General features: G+C 73.4%; 18 protein-coding genes. 6 read left to right on the top strand and 12 right to left on the bottom strand.

Annotated elements, in window-relative coordinates:
* The first annotated feature begins 35 nt into the window (after positions 1 to 35).
* A complete protein-coding gene (locus tag ACIQU4_RS29970; RefSeq protein WP_403737183.1) occupies positions 36 to 899 on the top strand; it encodes an alpha/beta fold hydrolase in 864 nt (287 codons plus the stop codon).
* Here ACIQU4_RS29970 and ACIQU4_RS29965 read toward each other — a convergent pair.
* From ACIQU4_RS29965 to ACIQU4_RS29950, 4 genes are all read right to left on the bottom strand, one after another.
* Positions 896 to 1,705, bottom strand: a complete 810-nt coding sequence (locus ACIQU4_RS29965; protein ID WP_403737180.1) for a hypothetical protein — start codon at positions 1,703 to 1,705, stop codon at positions 896 to 898. The two genes, ACIQU4_RS29970 and ACIQU4_RS29965, sit on opposite strands and share 4 nt — an antisense overlap.
* 81 nt (positions 1,706 to 1,786) lie before the next feature.
* Complete coding sequence (locus ACIQU4_RS29960; protein ID WP_403737177.1) at positions 1,787 to 2,662, bottom strand: S1 family peptidase; 876 nt, start codon at positions 2,660 to 2,662, stop codon at positions 1,787 to 1,789.
* A gap of 148 nt (positions 2,663 to 2,810) precedes the next feature.
* Complete coding sequence (locus tag ACIQU4_RS29955) at positions 2,811 to 3,641, bottom strand: DUF1684 domain-containing protein (RefSeq protein ID WP_403737174.1); 831 nt, start codon at positions 3,639 to 3,641, stop codon at positions 2,811 to 2,813.
* Between the two features lie 77 nt (positions 3,642 to 3,718).
* Complete coding sequence (locus ACIQU4_RS29950; RefSeq protein ID WP_403737171.1) at positions 3,719 to 5,035, bottom strand: DUF5685 family protein; 1,317 nt, start codon at positions 5,033 to 5,035, stop codon at positions 3,719 to 3,721.
* 282 nt (positions 5,036 to 5,317) lie between these two features.
* Between ACIQU4_RS29950 and ACIQU4_RS29945 the strand changes: the two genes are divergently transcribed.
* Positions 5,318 to 5,767 carry a cell division protein SepF gene (locus ACIQU4_RS29945; protein WP_403737168.1) on the top strand — a complete coding sequence of 150 codons (450 nt, stop codon included), beginning with the start codon at positions 5,318 to 5,320 and terminating at the stop codon, positions 5,765 to 5,767.
* Between the two features lie 9 nt (positions 5,768 to 5,776).
* Here the strand turns inward: ACIQU4_RS29945 and ACIQU4_RS29940 are convergent, their stop codons facing one another.
* Entirely contained in the window at positions 5,777 to 6,946 is a 1,170-nt protein-coding gene (locus ACIQU4_RS29940) for an acyl-CoA dehydrogenase family protein (RefSeq protein WP_403737165.1), read from the bottom strand.
* Positions 6,947 to 7,042: 96 nt separating this feature from the next.
* Positions 7,043 to 8,737: an MFS transporter gene (locus ACIQU4_RS29935; RefSeq protein WP_403737162.1), complete on the bottom strand. Its 1,695-nt coding sequence runs from the start codon at positions 8,735 to 8,737 to the stop codon at positions 7,043 to 7,045.
* 292 nt (positions 8,738 to 9,029) lie between these two features.
* On the opposite strand from ACIQU4_RS29935, the gene ACIQU4_RS29930 reads away from it, so the two are divergent.
* Positions 9,030 to 10,145, top strand: coding sequence for a hypothetical protein (locus ACIQU4_RS29930; RefSeq protein WP_403737159.1), 1,116 nt, complete (start codon positions 9,030 to 9,032; stop codon positions 10,143 to 10,145).
* 272 nt (positions 10,146 to 10,417) lie between these two features.
* Positions 10,418 to 11,515 carry a phosphatase PAP2 family protein gene (locus tag ACIQU4_RS29925; RefSeq protein ID WP_403737156.1) on the top strand — a complete coding sequence of 366 codons (1,098 nt, stop codon included), beginning with the start codon at positions 10,418 to 10,420 and terminating at the stop codon, positions 11,513 to 11,515.
* Between the two features lie 354 nt (positions 11,516 to 11,869).
* Here ACIQU4_RS29925 and ACIQU4_RS29920 read toward each other — a convergent pair whose 3' ends face one another.
* Together ACIQU4_RS29920 and ACIQU4_RS29915 are read right to left on the bottom strand one after the other, a co-directional pair.
* Entirely contained in the window at positions 11,870 to 12,835 is a 966-nt protein-coding gene (locus tag ACIQU4_RS29920) for a helix-turn-helix transcriptional regulator (RefSeq protein WP_403737154.1), read from the bottom strand.
* Positions 12,836 to 12,896: 61 nt separating this feature from the next.
* Positions 12,897 to 13,649, bottom strand: coding sequence for a transglycosylase family protein (locus ACIQU4_RS29915; RefSeq protein WP_403737151.1), 753 nt, complete (start codon positions 13,647 to 13,649; stop codon positions 12,897 to 12,899).
* A gap of 302 nt (positions 13,650 to 13,951) precedes the next feature.
* Here ACIQU4_RS29915 and ACIQU4_RS29910 point away from each other — a divergent pair, with 302 nt between their 5' ends.
* Positions 13,952 to 14,749, top strand: a complete 798-nt coding sequence (locus ACIQU4_RS29910; protein WP_403737149.1) for a hypothetical protein — start codon at positions 13,952 to 13,954, stop codon at positions 14,747 to 14,749.
* 214 nt (positions 14,750 to 14,963) lie between these two features.
* Positions 14,964 to 15,404 (top strand): hypothetical protein, encoded by a 441-nt coding sequence (locus tag ACIQU4_RS29905; RefSeq protein ID WP_403737147.1) that lies wholly within the window; start codon positions 14,964 to 14,966, stop codon positions 15,402 to 15,404.
* A gap of 38 nt (positions 15,405 to 15,442) precedes the next feature.
* On the opposite strand, the gene der is transcribed toward ACIQU4_RS29905, so the two are convergent.
* The 4 genes from der to ACIQU4_RS29885 all read right to left on the bottom strand — a co-directional run bounded on the left by der (position 15,443) and on the right by ACIQU4_RS29885 (position 19,520).
* Positions 15,443 to 16,903 carry a ribosome biogenesis GTPase Der gene (der, locus tag ACIQU4_RS29900; protein ID WP_403737144.1) on the bottom strand — a complete coding sequence of 487 codons (1,461 nt, stop codon included), beginning with the start codon at positions 16,901 to 16,903 and terminating at the stop codon, positions 15,443 to 15,445.
* Positions 16,904 to 16,978: 75 nt separating this feature from the next.
* Positions 16,979 to 17,566 carry a lysophospholipid acyltransferase family protein gene (locus ACIQU4_RS29895; protein WP_403737648.1) on the bottom strand — a complete coding sequence of 196 codons (588 nt, stop codon included), beginning with the start codon at positions 17,564 to 17,566 and terminating at the stop codon, positions 16,979 to 16,981.
* Positions 17,567 to 17,622: 56 nt separating this feature from the next.
* Positions 17,623 to 18,315 carry a (d)CMP kinase gene (gene cmk / locus ACIQU4_RS29890; RefSeq protein ID WP_403737141.1) on the bottom strand — a complete coding sequence of 231 codons (693 nt, stop codon included), beginning with the start codon at positions 18,313 to 18,315 and terminating at the stop codon, positions 17,623 to 17,625.
* Between the two features lie 116 nt (positions 18,316 to 18,431).
* Positions 18,432 to 19,520 (bottom strand): prephenate dehydrogenase, encoded by a 1,089-nt coding sequence (locus tag ACIQU4_RS29885; protein ID WP_385590063.1) that lies wholly within the window; start codon positions 19,518 to 19,520, stop codon positions 18,432 to 18,434.
* Between the last annotated feature and the right edge of the window lie 238 nt (positions 19,521 to 19,758).

Raw genomic sequence — 19,758 nt, 5'->3', positions numbered from 1 at the left:
GCAGAAGGGCGGCGTCACAGCGGGAGGGCACAGGAATGCGCATCGAGGTGGGCCTGGCCGACGGGCGAAGGCTGATCGCACAACAGTGGGGGGCTCCCGACGGCTCACCGGTCCTGTTGCACCACGGCATGCCGGGCAGCCGCCTGGGCGTCGCGCTCGGCGACGTCACCGAGCGGCATCCGCACATCCGTTTCTTCTCCTACGACCGGCCCGGCTACGGGGAATCCGACCGCGCGCCGGGGCGGCGCGTGGCCGACGCCGCCGCCGACGCCGACGCCGTCGCGGACGCCCTGGGCGTCGGCCGCTTCGCGGTCGTCGGCCGCTCCGGGGGCGGTCCGCACGCACTCGCCTGCGCGGCCCTGCTCCCCGACCGGGTGACGGCGGCGGCCTGCCTGGTCGGCCTCGCGCCCCGCGACGGCACCGGGCTCGACTGGTACGCCGGCATGACCCCGTACAACGTGGAGCACTACACCCTCGCGGACCGCGACCCCGCGGCCCTGGAACGGCGACTCGCCCCCAGGGCGGCGGAGATCCACCGCGATCCGGGCCGGCTGCTCGAAGACCTGCGCGCGGACCTGCCTGCCGCGGATCTCGCGGTCCTGGCCGACACCCGGGTACGCCGCTCCGTCGTGGACAACTTCCGCGAGGCACTGCGGACCTCCGCGGACGGCTGGCTGGACGACTCCCTCGCGTTCTGCCGGCCCGGGGGATACGACCCGCGGGCGATCACGGGCCCGGTCATGCTCTGGCACGGCGCCGAGGACGTGTTCTCGCCGGTGGGCCATTTCCACTGGCTGGCGGAGCACATCGGGCACAGCACGGCGGTGCTCAAGCCCGGAGCCGGCCATTTCGCGGCCCAGTACGCCCTCTCCGAGGTGCTGGACTGGCTCCGGGGTTAAGACCTGCCAAGGGGCCTGCCTTCCGGCTCATCGGCGGGCGGAGCGGTTCGGGGTACGGGCACGGGCACGGGCCGTGCCGACCGGGGTTGCTCCACGGGCGCGGCCACCGGTTCCCGGGCCCCCTTGAGGCAGTCGATGACCCGCTCGTGCGTGTCCCCGACGCTGTCCACCACTTGGATACGCAGGTGGAACGCCCGCACCTCCTCGATGAACCGCTTCGAGAACACCCCCACCACTATGGTTTCGTACGTACCGGTCGCCACCAGCGGGAACCCCGCTCCCATGGAGGTGAGGCGGAAGTCGGCCGCCGGCCGCAGCCCGATCTCGCCCAGCCGCTCACCGGCCTGACGCAGACTCATCCATGCGTCCTCGGGAACCGGCCCGTCGAGCACCTCACCCTCCGGCACCACGAAGTAGTCCACGCGGTGCACCCCGGCGTTGTGCTGGCCGCCGTTGAAGACGCCCGTGCTCCAGGCCTTCGACTCGCCCGGCAGTTCCCCCGCCACGTAGTCGGAGCGCCACCCCAGCATGGGCCGTACCGTACGGGCGTACTGGGCGCGGGCCAGGACGGCGCCGGCCGCGACGGCCAGCAGGCTGGCGAGGGGTTCGGAGCTCATCAGCTGGAGCCGCCAGGGCCAGTGGCCGCGGGATGCCTCGGACATGTTCCCGCGCACGATCTCCCAGACGAGTACGGCGCCCAGGAGGCAGAGCAGCACGAGGGGTGCGGTGAACAGCCAGCGGTTGCGCCGGATCCGCCGCTGGGCGTCGGGTGCGGAGCCGCCCCGCCCTAAAGGTGCACTGACCATGTGCGCTACCCCGTTTCCCCCGAAAGGCGAGCCCCCGCCCGGGAGTTGGGCGGGGGCTCATTGTGCCGTAGGCAGGTCGGGTCAGTACACGCTCACGCCGTAAGCGTTGAGGGCCTCGACGGCGGGCTGGAAGAAGGTGGTTCCGCCCGAGGTGCAGTCGCCGCTGCCCCCGGAGGTCAGGCCGATGGCGCGGCTGCCGGAGTAGAGCGGGCCGCCGCTGTCGCCGGGCTCGGCGCAGACGTTGGTGCGGATCATGCCGTAGACGATGTCGCCGCCGCCGTAGTTGACGGTGGCGTTGAGGCCGGTCACCGAGCCGCCGTGGGTGCCGGTGGTGGAGCCGCGCCGGGTGACGGACATCCCGACGGTGGCGTTGGCGGCGCTGGTGATGTCCTGGCTGCCGACGGTGCCGGGCGGGACCGGCGAACTGCTGGCGTACTTGATCAGGCCGTAGTCGTTGGTCGGGAAGCTCGATCCGACGGTCGAGCCGACGGTGGTGGTGTGCGAGGAGTTCGTCCACCAGGTGCCGGCGCCGTCGGTGCAGTGCCCCGCGGTCAGCACGTAGTACGTGTTCCCGCTGCGCACGTTGAAGCCGAGCGAGCAGCGCCAGCCCGAGGTGTAGATGGCGTCGCCGCCGGAGATCAGCTTGCGCAGCTTGCCGGGGGTGCGCTCGATGCGCAGGGCCGCGGCGTCGGCTCCGGCCTCGGTACGGATCTTGGTGATGTCCGCGGCGGAGACGGTGGAGTCGGCGGTGACCACGAGGGTGCCGCTGGCGGGGTCGGTGTACCAGGCGGTGCCGGCGACGTCGGCACGCTGGACGGAGGCTCCGGCCGCGGCGAGCCGCGCCGCGCTGAAGCCGCTGTCCGCGCTCGCCGCGGTGGGGGCGGCGAGCCCGGCGACGGCCGCCAGGCCGGCGGCCACGGCGAGCAGCCGGGTACGGGTGATGTTCTTGATCCTCACTTCTCGTCCTCCCGGGAGGGATCGGGGGCCCGGCGGACGGTGGGGGGCGCCGGAGCCCGTGAGGCGCAGCCGGAGGTACGGCGGGCGCACAGGATTTCGTCGTGCCCCTGACAAGCCCCCGGAAGGCGCTGTCGGGAGTGTCTCGGCGTCAGATTCGGGCGGCAAGGGCATCTTTCAGCCTCCGCTCGCCCGCCGCGACCTCGAAGGGCAGGGTGTTCCCCGGTGGCGGGAACGGGCAGATGAAGTGATCCGCGAAGGCGCAGGGCGGCAGCACGGTCCGGTTGAAGTCGACGGTGATCGAGCCGTCCACCGGGTCCGGAACCCCCGGTTTGAGGAAGCGGAAGCGGTAGCTGGAGCTCCCCCCGGTGGCATCGCCGATCACGGCCCAGAGGCTGCCGTCGTCCTCGTCGACGGCGACCTGGAGGGTGTGCCCGGCGCCCCGGTACGCGAAGCTCAGCTCGCCGCCGAGGCCGAGCCCGCGCGCCCGCCCGTCGGCGTTCGCCACCTGGACGGTCCGGTCCTCGCCGTACGGCCGGAAGCGCCCCGGCACCACGAAGTCCGGGTCGTACGGGGTGGCCTCGATGCCGGCGAAGGCCCGGCGCGCCGCGGAGGCGGGGTCGAAGACCCGGACCGCCCACTCCCCCTCGCGCCGGATCACGGTGATCCGGAGTTCCTGGGCGGCGGCGACCCGGGAGCGCGCGGGCGGGGCCTGGTCGGCGGCGAGGACGGCGTCACCGGTGAAGGGCTCGCCGTCGAGGCTGAGGCCGTCCTCGGCGGAGGCGCTCAGCGCCACCCCGCCCTCGGTAGCGCGCCAACGCCCCGGAACGGCCGGAATTCGACCTTCCGGGTAGTCCGAGAGCCAGTGGGTGCCGATGAGGGAGAGGGGGCCGTAGGGGGCGGATACGGAAGCCACCCGATGCTCGTGCCATTTCCGCCAGGCGGTCTTCGGATCGTCTGCGTCGTCTGCGTCATCGCTCATGCCGCTCAACCCTTCCACACGGGCCCGGACGGGAATCTCCCTGTACGCCGTCCGGACCCACGGAATCTGAGCGGGCCTCAGCAGTCGCAGCCGCAGTCGCAGCCGTCGCAGCAGCACCCGTCACAGCTGCAGCAGTCGCCGCATCCGCTGCAGTCGGGGCAGCCGTTTCCGCAGTCGCAGGCCTCGCACCACGCGTCCCGCTTCTTGCGGGACCACGGGCCCTCGTGGTCGGTGCAGCACAGCCGGCAGGTGCAGAACAGCCCGATCGCGACCGCGCAGCCGGCGAACAGTCCGCGGCGCGGCTTCTGCGGGGGCGGACCGCCGCCGGGGCCCATGGGCGGCCCGGGTATCCACGGGCCGCCGGGCCCGCCCGCGCCGCCGCCGTACGGATTCCCGCCCTGGCCGCCGTACGGGCCGCTGCCGTACGGGCCGCTGCCGTACGGGCCCGCCTGGCCCGGGCCGTGGCCCTGCGACGGCGCCCCGTGGCCGCCCTGCCCCACGGCGTTCATGCCCACGTGCCCGCCCGTGTGCGCGCAGCCGGTGACCCCGAAGGCCCGGTCCACCGAGGTCTTCAGCTCGTGCACGAGCAGCCGGTGGGCCAGCCCGGCGTCCGCGAACTCGACCTCGCGCAGCGCCAGCCTGATGCCGTGCAGGGCGTCGTCGGCCAGCCTCCGGGCCTCGGCGAGCGGGGTCCCGGTGGCCGTCAGCGGGTTCCAGGCGCCCGCGGCGGCGTCCGCGGCCCGGTCCTCGACGGCGTCCAGCAGGTGCGCGAGGCGCCCGAAGTAACGGCCCGCCTCGGCCAGCGCGGGAGCGTTGCCTGGCCGTCCGGCCAGCTGCGCGGTATGCGCGAAGGCGGCGGCGGTCGCGGTCTCCGTCGGCTCGGTCACCACGAGCACCGGCGTGCCGGGCCCGGCGAGCGTCTCGATGCCTTCCTGCCGGTCCACGGCGTCCACGAGGACGGCCGTGTCGAAGCCGAGCGAGGCCCCGGTGCGGGCGCCGGCCCGGTCCCAGCCGCGGGCCACCCTGCGCGCGGCGGCGGCGATCGGCGCGCGGGCCAACAGCCCGTCCCGGTCCGCCACGTGGTCCCGTACCTTCGCCGAGGCGAGGACGAGCGAGACGGCGGCCGCGAGCCGCGCGCCCTCCCCCCTGGCCACCGCCGCGGTCCGCATCCCGCGCAGCGGGCAGGGGCCCGCGGTGCGCCGGGAGCCGGGCGCCGGTCCGGACTGAGCCTCCGTCAGAACGGAGACGAGCAGCCCGTCGTAGTTGGTCACGATCCGGGCGAACTGTCCGTGGTCCGCGCGAAGTGCCAGGCACAGCCCGCAGAGATGGGCCATCCACTCGGTCTTGAAGCGCTCCCCCAGCCGGTGCGTGCAAGGTCTGACGATGCCGAACAAACCGGTCCCCCGTGTGTCATACGCGTGCGTGATGCGCATCGTATCGAGCGGGATCGTTCACCCGTACGTCCGTGTCGGTCACCCACTCGGCGGCAGCGGTCGTATTTTCACTCAGTCAGCAGCGGTACCCGCCAGGAAGCTTGACGGTGCAACGGATGTTCTGCACCAGTACCGTCACGAAACCCCTGCGCGGCGGCTATCCACTTGGCGCGTTGTCAGCATCATGGACGACCATAGGGGCAGCGGAGAGAAGACAACTGACCGCGGTGAAAGGAGGCGTCCATGGGTTCGGTACGCAAGGCGAGTGCCTGGTTGGGTCTCGTGGAGGACAACGACGACGAGCGATACTACGACGACGACTACGCGGAGGCCGCACAGGGCTCCGTCTCGGGCCCCGGCGACCAGTGGGTCACCGACCCGCGGGTCAAGGTCGCCTCGGAGTCGGCCGTCGATCAGGGCCGGCGGATCGCGACGGTCACCCCGGACGGCTTCCGTGACGCGCGCGGCATCGGCGAGCTGTTCCGCGAGGGCGTCCCGGTGATCGTGAACCTGTCGTCCATGGACCCGGCCGACGCCAAGCGCGTGGTCGACTTCGCGGCCGGCCTGACCTTCGGCCTGCGCGGCTCGATCGAGCGGGTGGCGACCAGGGTCTTCCTGCTGACCCCGGCCGACACCCAGATCGTGAGCGGCGAGCCCGCCGGCCGCTCACGCGACTTCTTCAACCAGAGCTGAGCAGGGCCCTCACCGGAAGGCGTCGAGCCCGGTGAGCGCCTTGCCCAGCACCAACTGGTGCATCTCGACGGTGCCCTCGTAGGTGAGCACCGACTCGAGGTTCGTGGCGTGCCGCATGACGGGGTATTCGAGCGAGATCCCGTTGGCACCGAGGATGGTCCGCGCGGTGCGGCAGATGTCGATGGCCTCGCGGACGTTGTTGAGCTTGCCGAAACTGATCTGCTCCGGCCGCAGGGTGCCCGCGTCCATCCGCCGGCCCAGGTGGTGGGCGAGCAGGATGCCCTTGTGGAGTTCCAGCGCCATGTCGGCGAGCTTCGCCTGGGTGAGCTGGAAGCCGCCGATGGGCTTGCCGAACTGCTCCCGCGTCTTCGCGTAGTCGAGCGCGGCCTCGAAGCTGGCGCGCGCCGCGCCCATGGCCCCCCAGATGATCCCGTACCGCGCGTGGCTGAGGCAGCCCAGCGGCCCCTTGAGCCCGGTGACCCCGGGAAGCACCGCGTCCGCGGGCAGCCGTACGTCGTCCATGACCAGCTCGCTGGTCACGGAGGCCCGGAGCGACCACTTGTGCTTGATCTCGGGCGCGGAGAACCCGGCCGAGTCGGTGGGCACCGCGAAGCCACGGATCCCCTCGTCGGTCTGCGCCCACACCACGGCCACGGCCGCGACGCTGCCGTTGGTGATCCACATCTTGCGGCCGTTCAGCACCCAGTCGGTGCCGTCGCGCTTCGCGTACGTGCGCATGGCGGCCGGGTCGGAGCCGACGTCGGGCTCGGTCAGCCCGAAGCAGCCGATCAGCTCGCCGGCGGCCATGCCGGGGAGCCAGCGCTGCTTCTGCTCCTCGGAGCCGTACTTCCAGATCGCGTACATGGCGAGCGAGCCCTGCACCGACACGAGGGACCGGATCCCGGAGTCGGCGGCCTCCAGCTCAAGACAGGCGAGCCCGTACTGCACGGCGGAGGCCCCGGCGCAGCCGTACCCCTCCAGCGACATCCCGAGGGCCCCGAGCGCCCCGAGCTCTCTCGCCAGCTCCCGGATCCCGGGCAGCTCGCCGCTCTCGTACCACCCGGCGATGTGCGGCAGCACCCGCTCGGCGGCCCAGTCGCGCACGGTGTCGCGGATGGCGAGGTCCTCGGGCGCGAGGAGCTCGTCGATCCCGAGCGGATCGGTGGGTACGAAGGGCACGGCGCCTCCTGGTGCGGACCTGCGGTTCGAAACCTAGCGGTGCAAGTTTGTCCTCGCGACCGCCCGCGGTCCACCCCCCACCTGCCCGCGCAGCGGTCAGGCCGGGCGGGCCGCCGGGTCGCGGTCCGGCGTCGATGCGGGCGCCTGCGTCGGCGCCGGCGCCTGCGCCTGCGCCTTCGTCGCAGTCGGGGTGCGCACGGCATCGGGGCCCGCCTGGGCGGGGAGGCGGACCGGCTCCGGTTCGGGGTCCGGACACTCCATCACCCGCGGCAGCTTCAGCGCCATCACGGCCCCGGCCAGCAACAGCCCGGCGCTGACCACCAGCGTCACGTGCAGCCCGTGCACGAAGGAATGCCGCGCCGCCGCGTACAGCGACTGCCCCGCCGCGCCCCCGAGCGCCCCCGCGATCTGGTACGCCTCGCCCAGGGAGTTCGCGGCCCCCGCCGCATCCGACGCCGACACCCCCGGCACGTGCGTCAGCCCCGGCGCGTAGGCCGCGTTCATGACACTGCCGAGCAGCGCGATGCCCATCCCCGCACCCAGCTGGTACGAGGTCTCGCCTATGGAGGCCGCCCCGCCGGCCGTGGCCGCCGGCGCCTCGCTCAGCATCGACTCGTACGCCGCGAACAGCGTGGTCTGCAGCCCGAAACCGAGCAGGATGAACCCGACCGTGAGCAGCACCGGCCGGTCGTGCTGCCCCATGAACGTCAGCAGCAGCACGGCGAACGCCGTAAGCACGAAGCCCAGCGACACCATCGTCCGCGGCCCGACCCGGGCCAGCGTGTACGACCCGGTGGCACCGGCCGCCATGGCCGCGAAGGTCAGCGGCAGCAGCCGAAGCCCCGTCTCCAGCGGGCTGAGGTGCAGCACCAGCTGCAGGTACTGGACCGCGATCAGCTCCAGCCCGACCAGCGCCAGCATGGCGAGCACGATGCACCCGACGGACGTCGAGAACGCGGCGCGCGAGAACATCCGCATGTCGATCAGCGGGTGCGTGCGCCGCTTCTGCCGCCGTACGAAGAAGATCAGCAGCGCCGCGCCCAGCAGCAGCGGCACCAGTGCCTCGGCATCGAGGAGCCGGCGCTCCGCGCCGATCCGCTTGACCCCGAGGACGAAGCCCAGCACGCCGGCGGCGGCCATCAGCGCGCCGATCACGTCCCACGGCCCGTCGGCGGCGCCGCGCGACTCCGGCAGCAGCCAGCGCCCGAGCGGCAGGATCAGCGCCATGAGCGGGATGTTGATGAGGAAGACCGAGCCCCACCAGTAGTGCTGGACGAGGAACCCGCCGAGGACCGGTCCGCTGGCCGCGCCGATGGCGGCGACGGCGGTCCAGATGCCGATGGCGAGGGCCCGCTCGCGCCGGTCGGGGAAGACCTGCCGCAGGATCGACAGGGTGGCCGGCATGATCATCGCGCCGCCGACGCCGAGCAGCGCGCGGGCGCCGATCAGTACCTGGGCGTTGTCGGCCAGGGCGGCCAGCGCCGAGGCCGCGCCGAAGAGCCCGTAACCGAGGAGGAGTATCCGGCGGCGGCCGACCCGGTCGCCGAGGGTTCCGAAGAGGATCAGCAGGGCGGCGCAGACCAGGGGGTAGGCGTCGACGATCCACAGGAGTTCGGTCGAGCGGGGGCGCAGGTCCTCGGTGACGGAGGGGACGGCGACGTGCAGGATCGTCGCGTCGAGCGCGACGAGGACCAGGCTGACGCACAGGACCGCGAGGACGAGCCAGCGGTTGGCCCCGCCGGAGGCGGCGCGCAGCCGCAGCCGGAAGGCGGCCGCGTTCGTCCCCGACATGCATGTACCTCCCAGATGATCGCTCGCACTCGGCGGACCAGCGTCTGCGGAGCCACGGCGTTGGTGCACCGTGCGGCGTCCTACGGGGTCCGGCATCGACACGCGAGTGAAGCGTCAGCGTACGCGAGTTCGTCTGTCCGACACGTGGTCAAGCTCTCACCGCGGCGGCGACCGCGGTGTGGTGTGCGCCACTCGCCTCACCCCGCCCTCCCCCTCTCCCCTCCTCCGCGTACACGCGCGGTCACGACCCGTGGTTCTGTGCCGATGACACGCACGGGCGCCACCGATAATCATGCCCGTGAAAGATCTTGGATTTCGCCGGGCCGCGCCCGCCCTGGCCGTCTTCGCGGCGGTCCGGCTGCTCGGACTGGCCGTGCTCGCGCTCTGGTGCGCGGCCGCCGGCAGCAGCCCGCACACGCTGCTGTCGGCGCGCTGGGACTCGCTCTGGTACGCCCGCATCGCCGCCGAGGGGTACGGGTACGAGGTGCTCCTGCCGAACGGGGACGTGCACTCGAACCTGGCCTTCTTCCCACTGCTGCCCTGGCTGGAGCGGCTGGTCGCAGCGCCGACCGGGCTGTCGTACGGCAGCGCCGGGCTGGTGGTCTCGGTGGTGGCCGGACTCGCGGCGGCCTGGGGGATCTTCGCGGTCGCGGACCTCCTCCACGGCCGCCGGGCCGGGGTGTTCGCCGCCGGGGTCTGGGCCGCGCTGCCCGTCGGGATCGTGCAGTCCATGGCGTACAGCGAGTCGCTGTTCACGGCGCTGGCCGCCTGGGCGCTGTACGGGGCCCTGCGCGGCCGGTGGCTGACGGCCGGCCTGCTCGCGGCGGGGGCCGGGCTGACCCGCCCGGTCGGCGCCGCGGTGGTGGCGGCGGTCTGGGTGGCGGCCGCCCTGGCCTGGCGGCGCGGGGAGCGGACCTGGCGGATGGCGGCGGGGGCCGTACTGGCCCCGCTGGGCGCGGCCGCGTACGTGCTGTGGGTCGGGGCGCGTACCGGCGGCGGGCTGCTCGGCTACCTGGACGTGCAGGGCGGCTGGGGCAACGGCTTCGACGGCGGCTGGGCGTTCGCCCGGTTCATCGGGGCGAAGCTGGCCTCCTCCGCCGCGCCCGCGGGGGTCGGACTGATCGCGGGGGTCGCGCTGGTGCTGTGGCTGTACTGGCTCTGCGTACGGCAGCGCCAGCCGGCCGCGCTCCTCGTCTACTGCGGGATCGTCGTCGCGCTGGCGCTGTGCGCGTCGGGGTACTTCGGCTCCAAGCCGCGGCTGCTGCTCCCGGCGTTCCCGCTGCTGCTGCCGGCGGCGGTGGCCCTGGCCCGGTGGCGGACCGGGCGGGCGGTCGCGGTGCTGGGCGCGGTGGCACTGGCGTCGGCGGTGTACGGGGCCTTCTGGCTGAACGGGTCGGGGCCGCCTTAGGGAGCCGCCGGTCTCCCCGACGGGCGCCCGCGGCGGGACCACGTAACGGAATGGATCATTCCGATCCATCTTTCAGCAAAGTAATTGAGCTGCGGTGATAAAGCGCGGCTAACCATGCGAAAGAATGGCCAGGGCAATGGATCAAGACGCCTCCAACTAATGCTTGAATGCCAGGAATTAAGCGTCGCGTGAGACCAACTCCACATCACATGGTCATCACAAAGCCCGTGATTCGACCGGGCCGCCCATCGGCGCGCGGTAACGTCGATTGAGTGCGTACCGACCAAATCCTGACCCGTCTGGAGCGGGTGTTCGCCCGGCTGGACCGGGAACCAGAGCGACCGGCTCATCTGCAAACACCGCAGATGAGCCGGCACCGCATCGTGCTCCTCGGATCGACCCTCGCGTTCTACCTCGCGATCGTGGTGGCCGTCCTGACCACGTCCTGGCTCGTCCGCCTGGACTGGCAGGTCATGTTCTTCCGGCCCTACGAGCAGTGGCCGCAGCTGCACGCCTTCCTCGACTACCTCGTCGTCCTGGGCCAGCGCGGACCCACCGCGGTCATGGTCGCCGCATGGCTCGGCTGGCGCTCCTGGCGCCAGCACACCCTCCGCCCGCTGATCACCCTCGGCGTGGCGCTGCTCCTGCTCAACATCACCGTCGGCGCCGTCAAGCTCGGCCTCGGCCGGCTCGGCCCGCACTACGCCACGCAGATCGGCTCCGCCGAGCTCTTCGCCGGCGGCGATATATTTCCTTCCGGCCACACCGCCAACGCCGTCGTGACCTGGGGAATCCTGGCCTACCTGGCTTCCACCACGGTCACCCGGCGGGTGCTGTCCGTGGTGTCCGCCACCGTCTCGCTGAGCGTCGGCGCCACCACCGTGTACCTCGGTACGCACTGGGTCAGCGACGTACTGCTCGGCTGGTCCGCGGGTCTGCTGATCATGCTGGCGCTGCCCTGGTTCGAGCCGCTGATCGCCGGCGCCGAGGCCCGCGTCTTCGCTCTGCGGGAGCGGCTGCGCCGCCGCCTAGAGACCGGAACCGTGCCCGTCCCGGTCGCCACCGCGCTCACCCCGCTGCTCTCCGCGGGCGGCAAGTGGCAGCTCCGGCTCGCCGGTGACGCCGCCACAGCAGGTGCCGGTGCCCTCGGTCCGCAGGAGCCGGCCGCCGTGCCCGTCCCGGCGGCCGCACAGGCGGCCGTCGCGGGCCCCGGGCACGCCCCGGTGCCCCGGCCCGCCGCGCACGTCTCCGGCCGGCCGCACCTGATCCGGTCCGAGCGGACCCCGGTCACACCGGCCGGCAGCCGCCGCCCGGCCCACACCGAGCGGCCCGCCGGTCGGGCCGCCGCCCGACCGGCCACCGGCGGCTGACGGGGCGGTACGCACATCCTCACCCCGCACCACCGAAATGGCCGAGGCGGGCCGGGTCACCACCCGGCCCGCCTCGGCCATTTCGGTGGTTTCCGCAGCGCACCTGACCGGAACGTCAGCGCAGCGCCCAGAGGTTCGTCCGAACCGGGTCACGCTTGGGTCACGGAATGTCGACAGTTCTTTGACGGGACCGGCTCCATCCGAAGCACCGTGAAAGCGTCCCCGCGCCATTCTTTTTCCGGCCCGCGACAAGCCGTCCGTACATCCTGTTTCGCATTCCGTCCGAGGCCCCCGGAATTTCCCCGGGGATTGCCGCGGCCACCCTGCGCCGCGGGGTGAACCCCCTCGGTTTCCTTACATCTTCTCCACGGCCCGCCCGAGAAGGTCCCGGGCCGCTCTGATCCGGTCCGTCAGCTCCGGCGGCTCCAGCACCTCGAACTCACAGCCGAGCAGCATGACGTGAATGACGAGCACGTCGAGGTTCACGGCCCCCGTGCGCAGCAGGCAGCTCTCGGCGTCGAGCGGCTCCAGGGCCCCGTCGCTCGGCCCGACGATCCCGGCCGCCGCCTCCGCCGGAACCTTCAGCCTCAGCACCGCCTTGGCCGCGTACGCGGCCTGCGCCACGCCGCGCGACACGTACGCGGCGAGGTCCTCGGCGGGCGCCGGACGCGGGGTGAACCGCGGTCCGTGCGGGGGTCTGAGCTCGATCCGGTCGGCGCGGAAGGTCCGCCAGTCCTCCCGGTCCAGATCCCAGGCGACCAGGTACCAGCGCCGCTCGGTGCACACCAGCCGGTGCGGCTCCACCGCGCGGCGGCTGACGGCGCCCGCGTGGTCCCGGTAGCCGAAGCGCAGCCGCTCGCTGTCCCGGCACGCGGCGGCGAGCCCGGTCAGCACGGAGGGGTCGACGGTGGCCGGACCCGGCCCGCGCAGCATCGGCACGGTGAACTCGTTGAGCGCCGACACCCGCCGCCGCAGCCGCCCCGGCAGCACCTGCTCCAGCTTGGCGAGCGCCCGTACGGAGGCCTCCCCGATCCCCTCGACGCCGTTCCCGGCGGCCGTCCGCAGGCCCACCGCGACGGCGACGGCCTCGTCGTCGTCGAGCAGCAGCGGCGGCAGCTCGGCACCGGCGCCCAGCTGGTAGCCGCCGCCGGTGCCGGGGCTGGCGTTCACCGGGTAGCCGAGCTCCCGGAGCCGGTCGACATCGCGCCGCACCGTCCTCGGGGTCACGCCGAGGCGCTCCGCGAGATCGGCGCCGGTCCATTCGCGGTGGGCCTGCAACAGGGACAGCAGGCGGAGCAGTCGTGCGGAGGTCTCCAGCATGCCGAGCAGTCTGCCGGTACCCCGGCCCGCGTCCGAATCGCCCCCGCGGGCCGAGACCCCGTCAGGAAGCGGGCACGGCCACCGGGGCCGCCGGTGCCGTCGGGACCGGGGTCGGGGTCGGGGCCGGGGCCGGGGCCGGGGCCGGGGCCGGGGCCGGGGCCGGGGTCGGGGTCGCCACCGGCGCCGTGACCGGAACCGGAGCCGGTGGCGATGGCGGCAGGGCCAGCAGCGTGCCGACCACCAGCGCCTGCGGCTTCGGGCCGATCACCGCCCGGTTCGCCTCGTACAGCGCCTGCCAGCCGCCCTTCACCCGGTACCGCCGGGCGATCTTCTCCAGCGTGTCCCCGGTCCGGACCACGTGCATGCGCCCCGCCAGCCCGTACCGCTTCGAGCACACCGGCCACGCGTTCCACCCCTGGAACCCCACCACGTCCCCCGCCACCCGGATCTGCTGCTCCCGGCTCGCCAGATCGGCCCGCGCCGCGAAGACCAGCCCCCCGTACTCCTCCCACGTCGGCTGCCAGAACTGCAGGCCCCCGTAGAAGCCGTTGCCGGTGTTGACCGCCCAGCGCCCGCTGCTCTCGCAGTCGGCCACGCAGTCCCAGGGCCACTGCCCGCCGGGGCCGCAGTCCCCCGGGCCGGTCCCGATGATCCCCGGCGAGCCGGGGTGGGCCGCCCCCGCGGGTCCGGGCGCGGGGGGCGGCGGGGCCGCGCCGGCCCCCGAAGGGAGTACGAGAACGAGGACGAGGGCCAGCGCGGCAGCGGCGGCGGCAGCGGCCGCCGAGGCAGCCCGCCGGATCCGGAGGTCGGGCATCGCGTCACGCTACGCAGCGCCGCCGCACCCGCCCGGCCTTGCCACGCGGCACGTCCCGCAGCCCACCCGGTCGGCGGATCCGCCACCTCCCCCGGAAACGGCCAGTTCCGACCACCAACTGCGCACATGCAGAAAAGAGTTGGCACGAAAACAAAGTACCGGTCCGACCGTTCACCCCTCCGGGGGCCAGGTTCGATTCCGTTCCCTCCAACGGCGTGACCCCGGCCGCCGCTCGGCCGTTGAGCCCGGCGAGCCGGGAACCGCCCGGCCGCCCCCGCTCGCCTAGTCCGAGGAGCCAGCCCGTGCCCCGCATGCTCGACGTCAGTGATGAGGTACGTGCCGAGATCGGTGACGAAGAAGCCGAGAGGCTGCTCACCGGCGACGACGCACCGCGCAGCTACGACTGCACCTCCTGTCGCACCCCCGGGGACCCCGAGACCGACCGCACCAGCACGGTGCTGTTCGTCGGCGAGGAGACGGCCGTCCTCGCCTTCGCCCACGCCGGCTGCATCCCCTCGCAGGTGGTGACCGTCTCCGAGGAGCAGCTCCAGGGCGCGGTCCGCAGCATCACCGGCGACAGCCCCGCCGGCGGCGAGTCCCCGCAGAACGTGCCCGGCGGCCAGGCCGTCCTCGGCATCACCAGCGGCCTGGTCCTGATCGGCGGCGAGCTGCACCCCGCGCTCGTGGTCGAGCCGACCGCGCCGATCGCCCGCCCCGGCACCGCCGGCCCCGGCGACGACTTCCTGCCGCTCCTCATCGAGCAGGGGTTCATCCCGGTCACCGACACCGCCGAACTGCCCTCGCCGCTCGCCGGCTGGTCGGTGCTGCTCGCCGCGGGCCAGCTGCACGCCGTGCTCCAGCCCGGCACCACGGGCGGCGGCCAGGTCGCCTGGTGGCAGGCGCACCAGGCCCTGTCGGTCACCGACGGCTGGCGGGCCGCCGTCAACAAGACCCAGCGCGTGCTCATCTACGCCGCCCCGGTCGGCTCCATCGGCCAGCAGCCCCGCGAGGACCTGCTCCGCGACGCGCTGGACAAGGCCGCCGCCGGCGGCAAGCTCGTGGCGGCCTCGATGCCGCTGGCGGGCACCTCCGGCGTCTGAACCCGGCACCGGCAGGGATCCCGGAACGCCGCGCCGCCCCCGGCCAGGGGGCGGCGCGGTATGCGCCGGGGGTACGCGGTCCATCCCGCGCACCCCCGGCGATCTGCGTTTTTCTGCTTCTGGCCCGCATCCGCAGGGCCCCGGGTTCGTTGGCTGATACGTGCATTCATACGACCCCTCCCGCGCCCCTGCCCACGCGAGCACCGTCTCCCCGATGCGCCCCGCAAGGGACCGGGAGAGCTCTCCGGCCGCCGTCTCGCACACCCCGATCTACGACACGCTGTACTCGGAGTACCTGCGCGCCTTCCGGGCCCTGCCGGGCGACCGTACGGGCGAGGAGGACCTCGGGTTCGCTTCGTTCTCGTACGGCGGCTCGTACGCGGGCGGCGGCTCGGCGTACGGCGGCGGCAGCAGCGGCTCCGGGTACGGAGGCGGCTCGTACGGGAGCGGCTGGAACGGTTCCGCATGGCAGACGGACCCGTGGCCGGCCTCCTACGCCCCCGCGCCGCAGCCCTCGTACGCGTACGCCGGGTCCGCGACCGGCGGCGGCGAGCACGGCGCCGTCGGCTCCGCATACGCCGGCGGGCGGCAGCACCACACCGGGATGCACCACATCCCGGCGGCCCTGCCGCCCGCTCCGCGCCGGGGCTACTGACCCCGGACCGACGCTCGCCGCGTACTTCCTCCCGGCCCCTACTTCTTCTTGTACTGCGCGCCGCGCTTCTCGCGCACCCGCACGGAGATGTGGATCGGGGTCCCCTCGAAGCCGAACTCCTCGCGCAGGCGGCGCTCGATGAAGCGCCGGTAGCCGTGCTCCAGGAAGCCGGAGGCGAAGAGGACGAACCGCGGCGGCTTGCTCCCCGCCTGGGTGCCGAACAGGATGCGGGGCTGCTTGCCGCCGCGGATCGGGTGCGGGTGGGCCGCGACGACCTCGCCGAGGAAGGCGTTCAGCCGGCCGGTCGGGATGCGCGTCTCCCAGCCCGCGAGGGCCGTCTCGATCGCGGGGACCAGCTTCTCCATGTGGCGGCCGGTGAGCGCCGAGACGTTGACGCGGGGCGCCCAGGCGACCTGCTGCATCTCGGTCTCGATCTCGCGCTCGAGGTAGTAGCGGCGCTCCTCGTCGAGCTCGTCCCACTTGTTGTACGCGATCACGATCGCGCGCCCGGCGTCGACGGCCATGGTGATGATGCGCTGGTCCTGGACGCTGATCGTCTCGGTCGTGTCGATCAGGATGACCGCGACCTCCGCCTTCTCGACGGCGGCGGCCGTGCGCAGGGAGGCGTAGTAGTCCGAGCCCTGCTGGAGGTGCACCTTCTTGCGGATGCCCGCGGTGTCCACGAACTTCCAGGTGACGCCGCCGAGCTCGATCAGCTCGTCGACCGGGTCGCGGGTGGTGCCGGCCAGTTCGTTGACGACGACCCGGTCCTCCTTCGCGACCTTGTTGAGCAGCGAGGACTTGCCGACGTTCGGGCGCCCGATGAGCGCGATGCGCCGGGGCCCGCCCACCGGGGCGCTGCCGAAGGTCTGCTCGGGCGCCTCGGGCAGCGCCTCCAGGACGGCGTCGAGCATGTCGCCCGTACCGCGGCCGTGCAGCGAGGAGACGGGGTGCGGCTGGCCGAGGCCCAGGGACCACAGGGAGGCCGCGTCGGACTCGCCGCTCTGGCCGTCGACCTTGTTCGCGCACAGGACGACGGGCTTGCCGGCCCGGCGCAGCAGCTTGACGACGGCCTCGTCGGTGTCGGTGGCGCCGACCTTGGCGTCCACGACGAAGACGACCGCGTCGGCGGTCTCGATGGCGTACTCGGCCTGGGCGGCGACGGCGGCGTCGAGGCCGAGGACGTCCTGCTCCCAGCCGCCGGTGTCGACGACCTTGAACCGGCGGCCGGCCCATTCGGCCTCGTACGTGACGCGGTCGCGGGTGACGCCGGGCTTGTCCTCGACGACCGCCTCGCGGCGGCCGATGATGCGGTTCACCAGGGTCGACTTGCCGACGTTCGGGCGGCCGACGACGGCGAGCACGGGCAGCGGCCCGTGGCCCGCCTCCGCGATCGCACCCTCGACGTCGTCTACGTCGAAGCCTTCCTCCGCGGCGAGCTCCATGAACTCCGCGTACTCGGCATCGCCAAGCGCTCCGTGGTCGTGCTGGTCGTTCATGAAGTCCGTTCCTCGTCGTTCGTGGTGGTCGGTGGTGTCCGCGCAGCGCGGTTCCACTACTAGGTCAAGTCTCGCTCAGCGCCCGGTCAGGCGCTTGGCGTCGGCCAGGTGGGCGGTGAGCCTGCTCTGGATGCGTACGGTGGCCTCGTCCAGGGCCGTACGGGTACGGCGGCCGGTGCCGTCGCCCGCGTCGAAGGCGGAGCCGAAGACGACGTCGACCCGGCTCTTGAACGGCGGCAGTCCGCGGACCAGCCGCCCCTGGCTCTCGGTGCTGCCGAGCACGGCGACCGGCACGACGGGCGCGCCGCTGCGTACCGCGAAGTACGCGAGCCCGGCGCGCAGCGAGGCGAAGTCGCCCTCGCCGCGGGTGCCCTCGGGGAAGATCCCCAGGGCCCCGCCGTTGTCGAGCACCGCGAGCGCCTTGCCGATCGCGCCCCGGTCCGCGCCCGTACGGTCGACCTTGACCTGGCCGATCCCGTCCAGGAACGGGCCGAGCGGGCCGACGTACGCCTCCTTCTTGATGAGGAAGTGCAGCGGCCGCGGGGCGGTGCCCATGACCATCGGCCCGTCGATGTTGTGCGCGTGATTCACGGCAAGGATGACAGGCCCCGAGGCGGGCACGCGCCAGGCGCCCAGCACGCGCGGCTTCCACAGCCCGTACATGAGGCCGATGCCGATCCGCCGGCCGAGCGCCGCACCCTTGAGGGAGGGCGTTCCGCTCACTTGCTGCGCCGCTCTTCGACCAGGGTCACGACGCACTCGATCACCTGGTCGAGCGTGAGCTCGGTGGTGTCGACCTCGACGGCGTCGTCGGCCTTGGCCAGCGGGGAGGTCTTGCGGCCCGAGTCGGCGGCGTCGCGCTTGATCAGGGCTTCCCTGGTGGCCGCGAGGTCCGTGGCCTCCTTGCCGCGCAGCTCACCGCTGCGGCGCGCGGCGCGGGCCTCGGGGGACGCGGTCAGGAAGATCTTGAGGTCGGCGTCGGGCAGGACGGTGGTGCCGATGTCCCGCCCCTCGACGACGATCCCGCCCTCGGCCGACGCGGCGATGGAGCGCTGGAGCTCGGTGATCAGGGTGCGCACCTCGGGGACGGCGCTGACGGCGCTGACCTTGGAGGTGACCTCCTGGGTGCGGATCGGGCCGGAGGCGTCCAGGCCGTCGACCGTGATGGTGGGCGCGGCCGGGTCCGTACCGGAGACGATGCCGGGCTTGCCGGCGGCCACGGCGACGGCGTGGGGGTCGTCGGTGTCGATCCCGTTGGTGACCATCCACCAGGTGATGGCCCGGTACTGGGCACCCGTGTCCAGGTAGCGCAGCCCGAGCTTGGCGGCCACGGCCTTGGAGGTGCTGGACTTGCCCGTGCCGGAGGGACCGTCGATGGCGACGATCACGGCGGACGGAGCTGCGGTTTCCACGGTGCGGGCACCTTCCTGGTTGCGCGTACGTGTCCGGGCGCGCCAAAGCGCCCCTCTCCAAGGTTACCGGCCCCCGGCACGGGCGCCGTCCAGTACCGGGGAGGAGGGCCGACCGGCTACTGCTGGCGCAGCGCCCAGCCGCGTTCGCGCAGCTCCGCGGTGAGGGCTGCGGCCGCCCTCGGGTCGACCATGAGCTGGACCAGACCGGCCTGCTGGCCCGTGGCGTGCTCGATCCGCACGTCCTCGATGTTGACCCCGGCCCGCCCGGCGTCGGCGAAGATCCGCGCGAGCTCGCCCGGCTGGTCGCTGATCAGCACGGCGACCGTCTCGTACGCCATGGGCGCCGCGCCGTGCTTGCCCGGTACCCGGACCCGGCCCGCGTTGCCCCGCTTCAGGACGTCCTCGATGCCGGCCGCGCCGCCGCGCCGCTTCTCGACGTCCGCCGACTGGAGCCCGCGCAGCGCGTCGACCGTGGCCTCCAGGTCGGAGGCGATCCCGGCGAGGACGTCGGCCACCGGGCCCGGGTTCGCCGAGAGGATCTCCACCCACATCCGCGGATCGGAGGCGGCGATCCGCGTCACGTCCCGGATCCCCTGGCCGCACAGCCGCACCGCCGTCTCGTCGGCCTCCTCCAGGCGCGCCGCGACCATGCTGGACACCAGCTGCGGGGTGTGCGAGACCAGTGCCACCGCCCGGTCGTGCGCGTCGGCGTCCATGACCACCGGTACGGCCTTGCACAGGGCCACCAGTTCGAGCGCCAGGTTGAGCACCTCGTGGTCGGTGTCCCGGGTCGGGGTCAGCACCCAGGGCCGGCCCTCGAAGAGGTCTGCGGTCGCGGCGAGCGGGCCCGACCGCTCCTTGCCGGCCATCGGGTGGGTCCCGATGTACGCCGTGACGTCCACGCCGAGGGCCGCGAGCTCCCGGCGCGGGCCGCCCTTGACGCTGGCCACGTCCACGTACGCCCGGGCCACGCCGCGGCCGATCGCCTCGGCCAGCGACGCCGCCACGTGGGCCGGCGGTACGGCGACGATCGCGAGGTCGACCTGGCCCTCGGGGGCCTCGTCGGTCCCGGCGCCGAGGGCGGCGGCCGTACGGGCCTGGGCCGGATCGTGGTCGGCGAGGTGGACGGTGATCCCGCGGGCGGTCAGGGCGAGCGCCGCGGAGGTGCCGATCAGTCCGGTTCCGATCACGACGGCGGTTCTCACGGGGGCGCTCCAGGGATGCGGGTGACGAGTAACGGCAAGTCAGGGCCAGAGTAGCCAGCGCACACGCCGAGAGGGCCCGGCAGCCCGTCATGTGGGACGGCGGCCGGACCCTCGGCTGGGGCAGGCCCTAGGGAGTGTCGTCAAAAGTAGCGTCGGCCGCCCGGAAGGGCGGTGGTCGGCGGGGTCTGGTGCGTGCGATCGCAAGGCGGAGGAGGGAATCGACGCGGTGGGGGCACCT

Source organism: Streptomyces sp. NPDC090741, from assembly GCF_044769045.1.
Taxonomy (GTDB): domain Bacteria; phylum Actinomycetota; class Actinomycetes; order Streptomycetales; family Streptomycetaceae; genus Streptomyces.
Note: the sequence above shows the minus strand (reverse complement) of the source record. Positions and strands in the feature narration are given on the sequence as shown.